The 16,603-nt window shown below is 63.5% G+C and carries 7 protein-coding genes and 3 tRNA genes; 6 read left to right on the top strand and 4 right to left on the bottom strand.

What is annotated here, in order from left to right; all coding sequences use genetic code 11:
- Positions 1 to 32: 32 nt before the first annotated feature.
- From rluD to clpB, 3 genes are all read left to right on the top strand, one after another.
- Positions 33 to 992: a 23S rRNA pseudouridine(1911/1915/1917) synthase RluD gene (gene rluD, locus MJ122_RS16715; RefSeq protein ID WP_088421653.1), complete on the top strand. Its 960-nt coding sequence runs from the start codon at positions 33 to 35 to the stop codon at positions 990 to 992.
- Positions 989 to 1,714, top strand: a complete 726-nt coding sequence (gene pgeF / locus MJ122_RS16710; RefSeq protein ID WP_239744871.1) for a peptidoglycan editing factor PgeF — start codon at positions 989 to 991, stop codon at positions 1,712 to 1,714. Before rluD ends, pgeF begins: the two co-directional genes overlap by 4 nt.
- Before the next feature lie 241 nt (positions 1,715 to 1,955).
- Positions 1,956 to 4,520, top strand: a complete 2,565-nt coding sequence (gene clpB / locus MJ122_RS16705; protein ID WP_088421651.1) for an ATP-dependent chaperone ClpB — start codon at positions 1,956 to 1,958, stop codon at positions 4,518 to 4,520.
- A 101-nt stretch (positions 4,521 to 4,621) separates the two neighbouring features.
- Here clpB and MJ122_RS16700 read toward each other — a convergent pair whose 3' ends face one another.
- Positions 4,622 to 4,975 carry a PilZ domain-containing protein gene (locus MJ122_RS16700; RefSeq protein WP_088421650.1) on the bottom strand — a complete coding sequence of 118 codons (354 nt, stop codon included), beginning with the start codon at positions 4,973 to 4,975 and terminating at the stop codon, positions 4,622 to 4,624.
- An 11-nt stretch (positions 4,976 to 4,986) separates the two neighbouring features.
- Positions 4,987 to 7,287 (bottom strand): DUF1631 domain-containing protein, encoded by a 2,301-nt coding sequence (locus MJ122_RS16695; protein ID WP_239744870.1) that lies wholly within the window; start codon positions 7,285 to 7,287, stop codon positions 4,987 to 4,989.
- 215 nt (positions 7,288 to 7,502) lie between these two features.
- Between MJ122_RS16695 and MJ122_RS16690 the strand changes: the two genes are divergently transcribed.
- The 3 genes from MJ122_RS16690 (at position 7,503) to MJ122_RS16680 (ending at position 7,745) form a co-directional block, all read left to right on the top strand.
- Positions 7,503 to 7,578, top strand: a tRNA-Asn gene (locus MJ122_RS16690).
- Positions 7,579 to 7,587: 9 nt separating this feature from the next.
- Positions 7,588 to 7,664 (top strand) — tRNA-Pro (locus MJ122_RS16685).
- 5 nt (positions 7,665 to 7,669) lie between these two features.
- Positions 7,670 to 7,745, top strand: a tRNA-Lys gene (locus MJ122_RS16680).
- Positions 7,746 to 8,063: 318 nt separating this feature from the next.
- On the opposite strand, the gene MJ122_RS16675 is transcribed toward MJ122_RS16680, so the two are convergent.
- A complete protein-coding gene (locus MJ122_RS16675) occupies positions 8,064 to 8,963 on the bottom strand; it encodes an OmpA family protein (RefSeq protein WP_239744869.1) in 900 nt (299 codons plus the stop codon).
- 135 nt (positions 8,964 to 9,098) lie between these two features.
- On the bottom strand, positions 9,099 to 16,603 hold a 7,505-nt coding region (locus MJ122_RS16670; RefSeq protein ID WP_239744868.1), incomplete at its 5' end, for an Ig-like domain-containing protein.

The raw sequence follows: 16,603 nt of genomic DNA, 5'->3' as shown, positions 1-16,603 counted from the left end.
ACCAAAAGGCCGCGCGCCCTTCGTGTCCAGTCATGTCCGATATCATCCAACTCGCGGCAGAAGTGCCGTTCGACCTCGGTGGTCAGCGTCTCGACCAGGTCGCCGCCCAGCTCTTCTCCGACCACTCCCGTTCCCGCCTGGCGGGCTGGATCAAGGACGGCCGTCTCAAGGTCGACGGTGCCGTGCTGCGCCCGCGCGACATCGTCCATGCCGGCTCGCGCCTGCAGCTGGACGTCGAGCTGGAGGCCCAGGGTGAATGGGTAGCCCAGGACATCGAGCTGGACATCGTCTATGAAGACGACCACATCCTGGTCATCGACAAGCCCACCGGCCTGGTGGTTCACCCCGCCGCCGGCCACCAGGATGGCACCCTGCTCAACGCGCTGCTGCACCACGTGCCGCATCTGGCCAACGTGCCGCGCGCCGGCATCGTGCACCGCCTGGACAAGGACACCACCGGCCTGATGGTGGTGGCCAAGACCCTCGAAGCGCACACCAACCTGGTCGCCCAGCTGCAGGCGCGCTCGGTCAGCCGCATCTACGAAGCCATAGTCACCGGCGTGATCGTCGCCGGCGGCACCGTCGACGCGCCCATCGGCCGTCACGGCGTGCAACGGCAGAAGATGGCAGTGATCGAGACCGGCAAGGTCGCCATCAGCCATTACCGTGTGCTGGAGCGCTTCCGCGCGCACACCCACACCCGGGTGAAGCTGGAAACCGGCCGTACCCACCAGATCCGCGTCCATATGACGCACATCGGCCACCCGCTGGTGGGCGACCCCACCTACGGCGGGCGTTTCCGCATTCCGCCGGGGGCCAGCCCGACCCTGGTCGAGTCCCTGCGCGATTTCCCGCGCCAGGCTCTGCACGCGCGCTTCCTGGAGCTGGATCACCCGGCTACCAACGTGCGCATGAAGTGGGAGTCGCCGCTGCCGGATGACTTCACCTGGCTGCTGAGCCTGTTGCGGCAGGACAACGAGTCCTTCGTATGACCCCGTGGCTGACGCCCGACTGGCCGGCTCCGGCGAACGTCCGCGCCTGCGTGACGACCCGCGCCGGCGGCGTCAGCCTCGAGCCGTTCGATAGCTTCAACCTCGGTGACCACGTCGGCGACGATCCGGCCGCCGTCGCCGAGAATCGCCGCCGTCTGACTGCCGAGCTGGGCTGCCAGCCCGCCTGGTTGAGCCAGGTGCATGGCATCGACGTGGTCGAGGCCGATCCGGCTGTCGTCTCCACCGCAGATGCCAGCTGGAGCGCCACGCGTGGTATTGCCTGCACCATCATGACCGCCGACTGCCTGCCTGCGCTGTTCTGCGACCGCGCGGGTACTCGTGTCGGTGCAGCCCACGCCGGCTGGCGCGGGTTGGCGGGCGGCGTTCTGGAGGCAACCGTGGACGCCATGGGCGTCGCGCCGGCTGAGCTGCTGGTCTGGCTCGGGCCGTCCATCGGCCCGCGGGCCTTCGAGGTCGGCGCGGAAGTGCGAGAAGCCTTCCTGGCGGGCCATTCCGAAGCCGAGCGCGCCTTCGTTCCCAGCGCCAATGCCGGCAAGTTCATGGCCGACATCTATGAGCTGGCGCGCATTCGCCTCGCGGCGAAGGGAGTGACTGCGGTCTACGGTGGGGATTTCTGCACCTTTACCGAGAGCGAGCGGTTCTATTCCTATCGCCGCAGCTCGCGAACTGGTCGGCTGGCCAGCCTGATCTGGTTAGCCTGACACCTCTTTCGTAGGACCGGACTGCGTCCGCGATGTGCTCCCGGCCGCTCGGAGTGGCCGGTATTCGATCGCGGACAAAGTCCGCCCCTACGCTCCTTGTGAGGGCACAAACTGACGGGCGTCATGGCCAAATGGCTTGAACCGACCAAAATCGTCCTTATCTATCTGGCATCCCGGCGGGTTAGTCGTGACCAGGGGCACTCACCGCTCCGGCCCGCTCTAGAAAGGAAGGACGACCCTCATGCGAATCGACCGTTTGACCAGCAAGCTCCAGCTTGCACTCTCCGATGCCCAGTCCCTGGCCGTTGGACATGACCACCCGGCCATCGAGCCGGTGCACCTGCTGTCCGCGCTGATCGATCAGCAGGGCGGTTCCATCAAGCCCCTGCTGATGCAGGTCGGCTTCGATATCCCGGCGCTGCGCTCCTCTCTCAATAAGGAGATGGACACGCTGCCGAAAATCCAGAACCCCACCGGCGACGTGAACCTGTCGCAGGACCTGGCGCGCCTGCTCAACCAGGCCGACCGCCTGGCCCAGCAGAAAGGCGACCAGTTCATTTCCAGTGAACTCGTGCTGCTCGCTGCCATGGACGACAGCACCAAGCTGGGCAAGCTGCTGACCAGCCAGGGCGTCTCCAAGAAAGCCCTGGAAAACGCCGTGACCAACCTGCGCGGCGGCGACGCGGTGAACGATCCCAACGCCGAGGACTCGCGCCAGGCGCTGGACAAGTACACCGTCGACATGACCAAGCGTGCCGAGGACGGCAAGCTTGACCCGGTGATCGGTCGTGACGACGAAATCCGCCGGACCATCCAGGTCCTGCAGCGCCGCACCAAGAACAACCCCGTGCTGATCGGCGAACCCGGCGTCGGCAAGACCGCCATCGTCGAAGGCCTGGCCCAGCGCATCGTCAACGGCGAAGTGCCCGACGGCCTGAAGGACAAGCGCCTGCTGGCGCTGGACATGGGCGCGCTGATTGCCGGCGCCAAGTTCCGCGGCGAGTTCGAGGAGCGCCTGAAGGCCGTTCTGAACGAACTGTCCAAGCAGGAAGGCCGGATCATCCTGTTCATCGACGAACTGCATACCATGGTCGGCGCCGGCAAGGCCGAAGGTGCCATGGATGCCGGCAACATGCTCAAGCCGGCCCTGGCCCGTGGCGAGCTGCACTGCGTGGGCGCCACCACCCTGGACGAATACCGTCAGTACATCGAGAAGGACGCCGCCCTGGAGCGCCGCTTCCAGAAAGTGCTGGTGGATGAGCCGAGCGAGGAGGACACCATCGCCATCCTGCGCGGCCTGAAAGAGCGCTACGAGGTGCACCACGGCGTGACCATCACCGATGGCGCGATCATCGCCGCGGCCAAGCTCAGCCATCGCTACATCACCGACCGCCAGCTGCCGGACAAGGCCATCGACCTGATCGACGAGGCAGCCAGCCGCATCCGCATGGAGATCGATTCCAAGCCGGAGGAACTTGATCGCCTGGATCGCCGCCTGATCCAGCTGAAGATCGAACGCGAGGCGCTGAAGAAGGAAGACGACGAGGCCACCAGGAAGCGCCTCGCCAAGCTGGAAGAAGACATCGCCAAGCTCGAGCGCGAGTACGCCGACCTCGAGGAAATCTGGAAGTCGGAAAAAGCCGAGGTCCAGGGTTCCGCGCAGATCCAGCAGAAGATCGAGCAGGCCAAGCAGGAGATGGAGACCGCGCGGCGCAAGGGCGACCTGGAAACCATGGCGCGCATCCAGTACCAGACCATTCCGGACCTGGAGCGCAGCCTGCAGATGGTCGACCAGCACGGTCAGACCGAGAAGCAGCTGCTGCGCAACAAGGTGACCGACGAGGAAATCGCCGAAGTGGTCGCCAAGTGGACCGGCATCCCGGTCTCCAAGATGCTCGAAGGCGAGCGCGAGAAGCTGCTGCGCATGGAAGATGAACTGCACAAGCGCGTCATCGGCCAGCATGAAGCCGTGGTCGCCGTGGCCAACGCCGTGCGCCGTTCCCGTGCGGGGCTGGCGGACCCGAATCGCCCCAGCGGCTCGTTCCTCTTCCTCGGCCCGACCGGGGTGGGCAAGACCGAGTTGTGCAAGGCCCTGGCCGAGTTCCTCTTCGATACCGAGGAAGCGCTGGTGCGCATCGACATGTCCGAATTCATGGAGAAACACTCCGTCGCACGCCTGATCGGCGCGCCTCCGGGCTACGTTGGTTATGAAGAAGGCGGTTACCTGACCGAAGCCGTGCGTCGCAAGCCGTACTCCGTGGTGCTGCTCGACGAAGTCGAGAAGGCCCACCCGGACGTCTTCAACGTCTTGCTGCAGGTGCTCGAAGACGGCCGCCTGACCGACAGCCATGGCCGCACCGTGGACTTCCGCAACACCGTGGTGGTGATGACCTCGAACCTTGGTTCGGCGCAGATCCAGGAGCTGGTGGGCGATCGTGAGGCGCAGCATGCTGCCGTCATGGATGCGGTGAATTCACACTTCCGTCCGGAATTCATCAACCGGATCGACGAAGTGGTGGTCTTCGAACCGTTGGCTCGCGAGCAGATCGCCGGCATCGCTCAGATCCAGATGGGCCGTCTGCGCAAGCGCCTGGCCGAGCGTGAGCTGAGCCTGGACCTTAGCACTGATGCGATGGACAAGCTGATCGCCGTCGGCTTCGACCCGGTGTATGGCGCACGGCCGCTCAAGCGCGCAATCCAGCGCTGGATCGAGAACCCGCTGGCGCAACTGATCCTGGCCGGCAAATTCAACCCTGGTACGCAGATCCACGCCAAGGTCGAGAACGACGAGATCGTCTTCTCCTGATCCGTGCTCCATGAAAAAGCCCGCCAATTGGCGGGCTTTTTCCTGTCCGGCCGGCGCTGGCCAGTTCCGTGATTGCGCGCATGGCCGGCGCCCGCAGGTATTCAGCCTGTCTCGCGGGCGCCACCGAGCAGGATCAGCAGTTGCTCGATCCGCTCCGCCTGATCCTCGGCGATATCGATGATGTGGAAACCCGCCCAGCCCAATTGGCCGTCGGTGCCGGCGCGACTCCACAGGCAGTCGGCGCCGAGCTGGATCTCGCCGATTTCGTCCAGTGGCGGAGCCGGTACCAGATGACACTCCCAGACCGAGTCGGCCTCCGGCACGTCCACGCCGCAGAGCATGAATCCTTCGGCGGACAGGTCGGCGAGCCGGCCCAGGCTGCGCCCGGTGTGGCGGTCGAAGACTTCCACGGTCAGCCCGGTCTGCTGCCGGCTATGCTGGCGACGTTCACTCATCGACTGCTCCCTCAGGTCTGTGCCGGGCTGCGCCCGGAGGTAAAGCGTTGCAGGACCCGGTAGATCGCATTCAGCGCACGATCCATCAGCGGGGCGGACTGTTCCATCGGTACCAGGCGGACCCTGCCCGCTTCCATATCCTGGGCCAACTGCACTATCGGTTTGACCGCCACCCGTTGCCCTGTGTGGTCGACGAACATGTAGTTGCGAGTGGTCGGGCTGAACCACGAGAGCTTGAGCCGGCGCGCCGGCGTGGTGTCGCTGAATTCGAACCAGGTGCCGAACTCCAGCTGGCTCAGCTCCTTGATCAATACCCGCACGCGTTCGGAGAGCGCCGCGCCATCGGGCTTGACCAGGGTATGGCCCTCGGCGCCAAGCATGGCGCCCAGCGGACTCTCCGGCAGCTCCTGCTTGAGTTGCGCGGCGATCTGCGGTTGCTGTGCCTGGATCGCGTGCTGGCAGGCAACCAGATCCTGCAGCAGCCGGCGGATGCCGTCCTCGTGGTAACCCCCCAGCACTTCCAGACCCTTGCGCAGCTCTTCCAGGAGGGCCAGGCGGATGGCCTGCAGATGATCGCGGCCAGCGGCATCCAGCGGCGTCACGCTCCAGGCGAGTTGTTCACCGACTTCGCAGGCGCGTTTCCATTCGTCGCTGTGCTCGCCGCTGCGCAGGACGATGAAGGTAAGCGCATCGCACCAGCTCATTTCCAGGAAGTTGCGCACCAGTTCCGGCAAGTCGCGGTCCTGCGTCACCCTGGCGATGGCGTCCAGCGCTTGCTCGCGGGCGCCCAGTAGACGGTCGCGGCCGCGGGCCGCCTCCATGGCTCGGCGCTCGCGCAGCTCGACCTTCTGTCGCAGGTTGCTGACGTATTCGTTGAAGTCGCCCAGCAGGCTGTCGAACAGCGACAGGTCGCCGACGAAGCCCTGGATCACCCGCTCGACTACCCAGTGCATCTTCGCCAGCAGAGCGCGCTCCTCGCCCTCGCCGCCATACAGCACGCCGGCCTGGGCCATGGCGTTGAGCAGCTTGCGTGCCGGATGGTAATGCTGGGTGAACAGTTGCTTGTCCAGCAGGGCGACCTTGAGGAAGGGCGTATGCAGGTGGGAGAGGGTGGTCTTGCAGCTGTCCGGCAGGTTCTCGTCGTCGAGGATGAAGTCGAAGACCATCCCCACCAGGTCGATGACGTCGGCCTCCTGGTCGGTCAGCCGGGTGTTCTTCGGGTGCGTGCTGCCGGCTTCCAATTGGCGCTGCAGGTCGGCCTTCAGCGCATCGACCGGCTGCGGCTGGCGAAGGCGCTGGGCCAGCTCGCGGGCCGATTCGCGCTGCAGGCGATTCAGCGCCTCGAGCAGCTCGTTGGCGCTGTAGGTCGTGGTGGCCGAACTCGGTCCGAAGCTGACGATGCTCTGGGTGTTGCCGAACAGCGTGGCCTTGTTGCCTCGCCGGCGGTGCTCGGCAAGCAGGACTGCGAGGCCGCCGAACAGCGCATTGCGGTCGCCCGGTGGCATCTCCGGCATATCGCTCGCGGCATAGGGCGCTGGCGTTGGCACTCCGACGTCCGTGGTTGCGGTGTTTTTCTCGGTCACAGACGGGCGCGGTGCGGTTGGGGATGCCTGGCGCTGTCCCTGCGGGCGATATTTCAGGTTGGGCAGGACCCCGCCATCGGCCAGGCGTTTGTTCAGCTGTTCATACAGAGGTTGCAGGTGCTGCATGACCTGTTGATCGAACAGCACATAAAGGATGGTCTTGATCCGCAGTGGGAAGGTGCTGCGTGCCAGGGTGTCGCGGAATGCCTGGGCAATGGCCTGCGGGCCGAAGGGGTTGCGGTCCTCGCCCAGCTTGCTGCCGTTGTTGAGCAGTGCCAGGCGCTGATCCAGCGCGAACAGCTGCTGGGTTGAGTGGGCGCGCACCTGGTTGACCATGTTGGTCACCAGCAGCGTTTCTTCATATTCGTCGTTGCCGACCAGGGTCAGCTGGTCCACGTCCAGCTCCTCCAGCGGCTCCGAGAAAGGCAGTTTGCCTTCGAGGAAGTCGCTCAGGCCCTGGGCAATGCGCTGGTGGTAGAAACGCTCGAGGTTCGGCCGCTCGCGGCGAACTTCGCGCATGGCATCGAAGAACAGGGCCTGGACCTGATTGTTCTCGGCTTTCTCGGCGCACTCGAAGAGCGCGTCGTCCACCTGGGCGAAGACATTCCCCAGCAGCTCGGCAAGGTGATTCATCGCCAATTGGCGGCAAGCCTGCACCAGCTCGCCGAAGCGGGGTTGGATAGCCCGGCTAGCGAGGGGGGAGGGCGGTGGGGTGTCCTTGTTGCTCATGGCCATCCTGTGCGTGATCGTTCCGTTTGCAGCCGCGGTGGATCACTCGAGTTTTCCATGCAGATATAGCAACCAGCCCGGCCGCCTGCAAAGGAGAGAAAAACTTTTTGGATCAGAGTGTTGACAGACGTTTCGATATACGTAAAATGGCGCGCCTCTGATACGGGAAACCGGTGAAGCCGGAAGAAAGTAGAAGAGATTGGAAGTCTTGCAGTTCCGCGATAGCTCAGTCGGTAGAGCAAATGACTGTTAATCATTGGGTCCCTGGTTCGAGTCCAGGTCGCGGAGCCAACTTTCAAACGGGGTATAGCGCAGTCCGGTAGCGCGCTTGCTTTGGGAGCAAGATGTCGGGAGTTCGAATCCCCCTACCCCGACCAACTTTGGGTCGTTAGCTCAGTCGGTAGAGCAGTTGGCTTTTAACCAATTGGTCGTAGGTTCGAATCCTACACGACCCACCATATTGAAGGCACTGGCCATGCTGAGTGCCTTGAAGTGGAATAAATGCCACTTCACAAAAAAGCCCACCTCTCGAGGTGGGCTTTTTCGTTTCTGCCATCCAGCGCTGAACGTGTATGCCAGGTGGACCTGACTCGTCGAGCGCAGCTCTGGCAGGTAGAGGGGCCTCCGGTGTCCGAATGGCCCCAGGGTACCTGGCGCCCAGTTCGCTTCGCGCACATGGATCATGTGGGATGGGCTGGCCCGGCATCGTCGGTGGGCTTATAGGAAGCAAAGAAGCCGGAGGGTATCCGGCTTCTTTTTTGACGAGCGAGGCGGACTTACTGGTCGCCTTTCTGCCCCTGGATGATCAGCTCCACGCGACGGTTCGGAGCGTTGCAGGCAATGTTCGCCGCGTTGCGCGTACGGCCACACTGCACCACCGGCTCACTGCTGCCACGGCCGCTGGCGTGCACCAGCTGGCTCTGGATGCCCTGCTCCAGCAGCACCTTGCGCACGGTCTCGGCGCGGCGCTGGGACAACAGCTGGTTGGCCTGGGCCTTGCCGATCGGGTCCGCATGGCCGACCACTTCGACAGAGCCGACGTTGCTGCCGCGTTGCTTGATCTCGTCGACCACCTGACGCAGTTGGCCGTGGCCCTCGGCGGTCAGGTCGTTGTAGCCGCTCTTGCCGAACTTGAACAGCACGTCGCTGCGCAGGGTCAGCTTGGTCTCGGTCTGGCAGGGCACTACTGAGGTGGCGCGGCTGATCACGTGGATCTGCCGGCGCAGGCCCTGCAGCTTCTGCTCGGCATCCTGGCCGCTGTGCACGATCGGCGTACTCTGGCCGGCGCCGACCGGGGCTTCCAGCACGTAGGTCTGGCCGCCGGCCAGCTTGGCGTAGCTCTGCGGGTTGCGCTTGCCGGTGTACAGGGGCGCGTCGCCGATGTAGGACTCCACCGAGTGCTCGCCCGCCGGGGTGCAGAACACGGTATAGCCGCCGGGCATCAGGGCGCTCTGCAACTGGCTGTCGATGTAGACGTGGGCGGCGTCCTTGCCGCTGTCGTGGCCGCGGAACATCACGATCTGCGCCTGGTTGGCGACCACGGACTCGGTGCGCTCGTAGGTTTCGCCGTAGATATTCTCGTTATCGCTGAAGGCCTGGCTCAGCGGTGCGTGGAGGCTGGCGATGACAGCCAGGGCAGTCAGGGCCATGGGCAGTTGGCGTTTGTGCTTCGGCACGCCAATTCCGGTCATAGTCGATTTCATCTTCAAGAACTCTTAAGTTGGCTCCGCCGTAGAGGACAGCGGAACCTGATTGTCAAATACCGAAAGGAGGTGGAGTTGGCCGATGCGTCGACCAACTCAGTCGCTCCGTCAGACCAAGTGGACAGTTATGCCTTGCTGGACCAGCAGTTCCGCATCTACGTTTGTGTTGTGGTAGATGGTGTAGGAAACATCACCCACCGCAACTGCGCCCTTCGCGGACCAGCTACCAACTTCTTCGCCTTGGCGAGATAGGTGAGTCAGGGTGACTTCGTCGCTGCTATCGCCCTTCACCATCATTTGCACGCAGTGGCTTTCAGTGTTGTGGAAGAGGTCGGCCTGGCCATTGTCCAGTACATCCTGGAGCGACAGTTTTAGGCTGTTGTGGCCCTGGCCGTCGCCGGTCAGGTCAACTACCTCCATGCCTGTCACCTTGCCTTGGGAGCTAGTCAGGGTCATATCCAGCACCTGGGCGTGACCTGCGACACTCAGCTCGTCCACGCCTGTGCCGCCATGGATACCTTGGTTGCTCTCACTGGCCAGATAGCTCGCGGCATTGTCAAGCTTCACATAGCTATTGATGTTGTTGGCGCCGTAGAAGCTGTCTGACATAACGGTAATATGGTGCATCACCGTCGGCAGTGCGAACTGCTGCGCTAGCAGCGGCTCGGATGATAGCGGTGCCACAACTTCAGACGACTGCACGTGGGTTTGGTCGCTTGAGGCAACATCCTCGAGCTGGTTATTAACCGGCGAAGCTGCAACATCATGGACAGTTTGAGCCTGAGCCTCCTGTTGGGGGGCGAGTGTCGAATGTTGCTCGCTGCCTGAACCTTCGTGCTGTTCAAGCGCCTGGGCATGCGCGGCCATCTCGCCGGAATCAGCCAGCGGATCTATCTCAACACGGAGCGCCGACAGAGTATTGACCGGCGTAACCAAGACATTATCGATCGAGAAGTCGTTCTGAGATTCCTGGTTGGTTCCATTAAAGAAGGATACGCGAACAGTTCCGGTTGCCGTGGCGGTGTAGGTCCCCGTCTTATGTCCTGCGGTCGAGCTGCTCACAATGACCGTCACGCCATCGACAACCATCGATATCGTAGGAGTGGGGTTAATGATTCCAAGGTCGTACTCCAGCTTGTAAGTCTTCCCTGCAACGACATCGATATTGATCCAGGCCACTTCGCTATTGAAGTGGGCTGTGCCCGCGGTGGCGTTGGTGTAGCTGGTCATCTTCCCATCAGCGATCTCGAGGTTCGGCTTTCCGTTATAAAGCAACTGGTAATTCGTGCCGATGTTCCAGCCCTGGAAGGTGCCATCATTGAAGTCCCAGAGGCTGAAAGTCGAGTATTTGCGATCAGCCTCCACGGTGGAGCTATTGCCAGCGGCATCGTGCGCGACCAGCGTGGCATGGATGTTGTTAGTCGTATCCTCTTCCAATGCAGAGCTAGGAACCTTGACGCTCCAGCTACCATCGGCACCCACCGCGGCACTATATTTGACCCCCTCCACAGTGAAGGTCACCAGATCGCCAGCCTTGAATTCCCCAGAGGCCTTGCCGCTGACTGTTTGGAATTCAGCTGCATTGACGGTGTTGATCGACGCTATTGCATCAATGGTCAGGGTCGCCACCGGCGGGATGAGGTCCACGCTGTAGGCGTGATCGGCTTCGATGACACCGACGTTGCCGGCGGCATCCTTGGCCATCAGGACGGCGTGGATGTTGGTTTCCTCGGCCAGGTCGGAACCGGCCACTGAAACGCTCCACTCGCCCTCGGCGTTCACCGTGGTGCTGTAGGTGTGGCCGTTGAGGGTGAAGCTGACCTTGTCGCCGGCCTGGAACTCGCCGGTGGCCCTGCCGCTGATGATCTGGGTGGTCTTGGACTCCGCCAGGTTGACGATGTCGTCACCGGCGACGGTGTCGATGCTCAGCTGGGTGGTTTTCGAGTCCGGGCCGTCGAGGTCGACGGTGTACGGACGATCGGCCTTGACGCTGGCTTCGTTGCCTGCGGCGTCGTGGGCCAGCAGGGTGGCATCGATGCTGCTGCCCTTGGCCAGGTCGGTGCCCGAGACCTGCACGCTCCACTCGCCCGCGGCATTGACCGCGGCGATGTAGACCGTCCCGTTGAGGGTGAAGGTCACCTTGTCGCCGGCCTGGAACTCACCAGAGGCCTTGCCGCTGATGGTCTGGTTGGTCATCGACTCGGCCTTGTTGAGCACGTCGTCACCGGCCACCACGTTGATGGTCAGGGTCGCCACCGGCGGGGTGATGTCCACGCTGTACGGGTGGTTGGCGGTCGCGTTGGCGCTGTTGCCCGCGGCATCGTGGGCCACCAGGGTGGCGTTGATGCTACTGCCCTTGGCCAGGTCGGCACCGGCCACCAGGACGCTCCATTCGCCCTTGGCGTTCACCGTGGTGCTGTAGGTGTTGCCGTTGAGGGTGAAGCTGACCACGTCGCCGGCCATGAACTCGCCGCCGGCCTTGCCGCTGATGGTCTGCTGGACCTTCGACTCCTCGAGGTTGACGACGTCGTCGCCGGCCACGGGGTTGATGGTCAGGGTCGCCACCGGCGGCGCCAGGTCGACGCTGTACGGACGGTTGGCCGTTACGTCGATGGCGTTACCGACATCATCATGTGCCACCAGAATGGCGTTGATGCTGCTGCCCTTGGCCAGGTCGGAACCCTTCACCTGCACGCTCCACTTGCCATCGGCCGCCACGGTGGTGCTGTAGAGGGTGCCGTTGAGGGTGAAGCTGACCTTGTCGCCGGCCTGGAACTCGCCGGTGGCCCTGCCGCTGATGGTCTGCTGGGTCTGCGATTCCGCCAGGTTGACGATGTCGTCACCGGCCACCACGTCGATGACCAGGCCTGCTTCCGGCGGGGCGATGCTCACCTCGTACGGATGGTTGGCCGTGACGCTGGTTTCGTTGCCCGCGGCATCATGAGCCACCAGGGTGGCGTCGATGCTGCTGCCTTCGGCCAGGTCGGAGCCGGCCACCGAAACACTCCACTCACCCTTGGCGTTCACCGTGGTGCTGTAGGTGTTGCCGTTGAGGGTGAAGCTCACCTTGTCACCGGCCTGGAACTCGCCGCCAGCCTTGCCGCTGATGGTCTGCGAGGTCTGCGACTCGGCGTAGTTGAGGATGTTGTCCGCAGTGACGTTGTTGATGGTCAGGGTCGCCACCGGCGGAACCAGGTCCACGGTGTAGGCGTGATCCGCCTCGACCTCGGCTACGTTGCCTGCGGTGTCATGGGCGACCAGGGTCGCATGGATGTTGGTTTCCTTGGCCAGGTCGGCCCCGTCCACCACGACGCTCCAGTTACCGGTAGAGTTCACCGACGCACTGTAGGTGGTGCCGTTGAGCTCGAAGGTCACCAGGTCACCGGTCGTGAACTCGCCGGTCGCCTTGCCGCTGATGGTCTGCTGGGTCTTCGACTCGGCCAGGTTGACGACGTCGTCAACGGCCACCACGTTGATGGTCAGTTGTGCGACCGGCGCCGTGAGGTCCACGCCGTAGTTGTGGCTGGCAGACACGCTCACGCTGTTGCCGGCGGCGTTGGTCGCTACCAGTGTCGCGTCGATACGGTGATCGGCGTCGGCCACCAGCTGCGAACCTGGAACGCTGATGCTCCACTTGCCATCGGCGCCCACGGTGCCGCTGTAGGTCACGTCGTTGACCACGATCTTGACGATGTCGCCAGCCCGTGCCCCGGTCGAGCTGCCGGTGACAGCCTGGTCAACCTTGGATTCGGCCAGGTTGATGATGTCGTCGCCCGCAATGACGTTGATGTTCAGCGAGGCTACCGGCGGCAGGAGAACCACGGTGTAGGCATGGTCCGCCTCCGCGCGGCTGCTGTTGCCCGCCGCATCGTGCGCCACCAGGGTGGCGTGGATGTTGGTTTCCTCCGCCAGGTCGGCGCCGTTCACCTTCACGCTCCAGTTGCCGTCCGCATCGACCTTGCCGCTGTAGTCGGTGCCGTTGAGCTTGAAGCTGACCACGTCACCGGCCTGGAACTCACCACCGGCCTTGCCGCTGATGGTCTGGACGGTTGCAGCTTCGGCGGCGTTGACGATGTCGTCACCGGCTACCGTACCGATGGTCAGGGTTGCTACCGGCGGCGTCAGGTCCACGGTGTAGGCGTGATCCGCCGCGACATTGGAGCTGTTGCCGGCCTTGTCGTGCGCCACCAGGGTCGCATGGATATTGGTATCGGCCGCCAGATCGGCGCCGGCCACCTGAACGCTCCACTTGCCGGAGGAGTCAACCGCCGCGCTGTAGGTGGTGTCATTCAGGGTGAAGCTCACCTTGTCGCCGGCGGTAAAGTCGCCAGTCGCCGTGCCGCTGATGGTCTGCAGAACCTTCGACTCGGCGAGGTTGACGATGTCATCGCCCGCCACGGTGTCGATGCTCAGCTGTGCCACCGGCGCAACCAGGTCCACGCTGTAGGCATGGTCAGCCACGATGTTGGCCACGTTGCCGGCCACGTCGTGCGCTACCAGGGTGGCATGGATGTTGGTTTCCTTGGCCAGGTCGGAACCCGCCACGGAAACGCTCCACTCGCCCTCGGCGTTCACCTTGGCGCTGTAGGCGGTGTCATTCAGGCTGAACTTGACGATGTCGCCTTCCTGGAAATCGCCGTCGGCCTTGCCGCTGATGATCTGGCTGGTCTTGGACTCTTCCAGGTTGACGATGTCGTCGCCGGCAACCGTGTTGATGGTCAGGGTCGCCACCGGCGGGTCGAGGTCGACGGTATACGGACGTTCAGCTTCGACGCTGGTGCTGTTGCCCGCGGCATCGTGGGCCACCAGGGTGGCATCGATGCTGCTGCCCTTGGCCAGGTCGTTGCCCGACACCTGCACGCTCCACTCGCCCTCGGCGTTCACCGCAGCGTTGTAGACCGTGTCGTTGAGGGTGAAGGTCACCTTGTCGCCGGCCTGGAACTCACCAGAGGCCTTGCCGCTGATGGTCTGGTTGGCCATGGATTCGGACTTGTTGACGATGTCGTCGCCGGCCACCACGTTGATGGTCAGCGTTGCCACCGGCGGAACCAGGTCCACACCATAGTCATGAGTAGCGGTTGCGGTGCTGGCGTTGCCGGCTTGGTCGGTTGCCACCAGGGTTGCTTCGATGCGGTGATCGTCATCGGCCACCAGTTCCGAACCCGGAACGCTGATGCTCCACTTGCCGGAGCTGTCGATGGTGGTGGAGTAGGTCACGTCGTTGATCACGACGCTTACCACGTCACCCGCGCGACCGCCCGCCGAACCGCCACTGATGGTCTGGTTGACCTTGGATTCGGCCAGGTTGACGACATCGTCACCCGCAACGGTATTGATGGTCAGCACCGGCGAGGGCGGATTCAGCACTACCTCATAGCCGTGGTCGGCACTGACGCTGGTCACGTTACCAGCCGTGTCGTGCGCCACGAGGGTCGCGTGGATGTTGGTTTCCGCCGCCAGATCGGCGCCCGATACCTGTGTACTCCAGTTGCCCGACGCATCCAATGCCGCGCTATAGGTGTGACCATTGAGTTCGAAGGTAACCTTGTCGCCTTCCTGGAACTCGCCGACGGCCTTGCCGCTGATGGTCTGGCTGGCCTTGGATTCGGCCAGGTTGACCATGTCGTCACCGGTCACCGGGTCGATGCTCAGCGTTACTGCCGGAGGCGTGGTATCCACCTGATAGGCACGTGCTTCAGTCACCGGGGTGCTGTTGCCGGCGCTGTCGGTGGCCACGAAGGTCGCCACGACGCTATGCGCCGCATCGGCCACCAGGCCGGAACCCGGAACCGAGATGCTCCAGTCACCTTTCTCGTCGACGGTGCCGCTGTAGCTCACACCATTGACCACGACGGTGACCACATCACCTGCACGACCGCCTGTCGAGCCGCCACTGATGGCCTGGTTAACCTTGGACTCTTCGAGGTTGACGATATCGTCGCCAGCGATGACATGGATGCTCAGCGTCGGCGTCAGGGGGTCGATGACAACGGTATACGGATGGTCAGCGACGACATTGGTCGCGTTGCCAGCCGCGTCGTGGGCGACCAGGGTGGCATGGATGTTGGTTTCCGCGGCCAGGTCGGAACCGGCTACCGAAACGCTCCATTCGCCCTTCTCGTTCACCGCAGCGCTGTAGGTGGTGCCATTGAGTTTGAAGCTGACCAGATCACCGGCCTGGAACTCGCCGCCCGCCTTGCCGCTGACGGTCTGCTGCACTTCCGACTCGACGATGTTGAGCACGTCGTCAACGGCCACCTTGTCGATGGTCAGTGTGGCGACCGGCGGAGTGAGGTCGATGTTGATCGGGTAGGCATCCGACGCCGGGCTGATGTTGCCCGCCGGGTCTTCGGCCTTGACGGTGAGGTCGTGCTCGCCTTCTTCCAGGGCCTTGTCGGCCGGGACTTCGAACGACCAGGTGCCGTCTTCGTTGGTGACCACGGTGGAGCCCAGTTCGGTCTCGCCGTCGAACACGTGGATGATGTCGCCCTTGGTGGCGCCGTCACCGTTGATCACCGGGGTGGTGTCGTTGGTGTCGCCGTTCTTCGGTACGTCGATCAGGTGCGCGGGGTCGTCGTTGTCGACAACGCCAGTGATGCTCGGCGCGGACGGAGCGGTGGTGTCGATGTTGATCGGGTAGGGATCCGATTCCGGGCTGAGGTTGCCGGCCGGGTCTTCGGCGATGACGGTGAAGTCATGCTCGCCTTCGTCCAGGGCTTTGTCTTCCGGCACTTCGAACGACCAGTTGCCTTCGGGATCGACCACGGTGGAGCCGATCTCGGTGCCATTGTCGATGACGTGGATGATGTCGCCCGGTTCGGCGCCGCCACCGTTGATCACCGGAGTGGTGTCGTTGGTGTCGCCATCCTTCGGTACGTCGATCAGGTGTGCAGGATCATCGTTGTCGACGATGCTGTCGATGGTCGGCGCGGACGGAGCGGTGGTGTCGATGTTGATCGGGTAGGGATCCGATTCCGGGCTGAGGTTGCCGGCCGGGTCTTCGGCGATGACGGTGAAGTCATGCTCGCCTTCGTCCAGGGCTTTGTCTTCCGGCACTTCGAACGACCAGTTGCCTTCGGGATCGACCACGGTGGAGCCGATTTCGGTGCCATTGTCGATGACGTGGATGATGTCGCCCGGTTCGGCGCCGCCACCGTTGATCACCGGAGTGGTGTCGTTGGTGTCGCCATCCTTCGGTACGTCGATCAGGTGCGCGGGATCATCGTTGTCGACGATGCTGTCGATGGTCGGCACGGACGGAGCGGTGGTGTCGATGTTGATCGGGTAGGCATCCGACGCCGGGCTGATGTTGCCCGCCGGGTCTTCGGCCTTGACGGTGAAGTCGTGCTCGCCTTCTTCCAGGGCCTTGTCGGCCGGGACTTCGAACGACCAGGTGCCGTCTTCGTTGGTGACCACGGTGGAGCCCAGTTCGGTCTCGCCGTCGAACACGTGGATGATGTCGCCCTTGGTGGCGCCGTCACCGTTGATCACCGGGGTGGTGTCGTTGGTGTCGCCGTTCTTCGGTACGTCGATCAGGTGCGCGGGGTCGTCGTTGTCGACAACGCCAGTGATGCTCGGCGCGGACGGAGCGGTGGTGTCGATGTTGATCGGGT

The sequence above is a fragment of the Pseudomonas sp. DP-17 genome, from assembly GCF_022380625.1.
Classification (GTDB): domain Bacteria; phylum Pseudomonadota; class Gammaproteobacteria; order Pseudomonadales; family Pseudomonadaceae; genus Pseudomonas; species Pseudomonas nitroreducens_A.
This window is presented reverse-complemented; position numbering and strand designations above follow the sequence as displayed.

Coding starts and splice junctions, on each gene's coding strand:
- MJ122_RS16695 (WP_239744870.1), bottom strand. CDS start 7,287: ATGAGCAACAAGGACACCCCACCGCCCTCCCCCCTCGCTAGCCGGGCT.
- pgeF (WP_239744871.1), top strand. CDS start 989: ATGACCCCGTGGCTGACGCCCGACTGGCCGGCTCCGGCGAACGTCCGC.
- MJ122_RS16700 (WP_088421650.1), bottom strand. CDS start 4,975: ATGAGTGAACGTCGCCAGCATAGCCGGCAGCAGACCGGGCTGACCGTG.
- rluD (WP_088421653.1), top strand. CDS start 33: ATGTCCGATATCATCCAACTCGCGGCAGAAGTGCCGTTCGACCTCGGT.
- clpB (WP_088421651.1), top strand. CDS start 1,956: ATGCGAATCGACCGTTTGACCAGCAAGCTCCAGCTTGCACTCTCCGAT.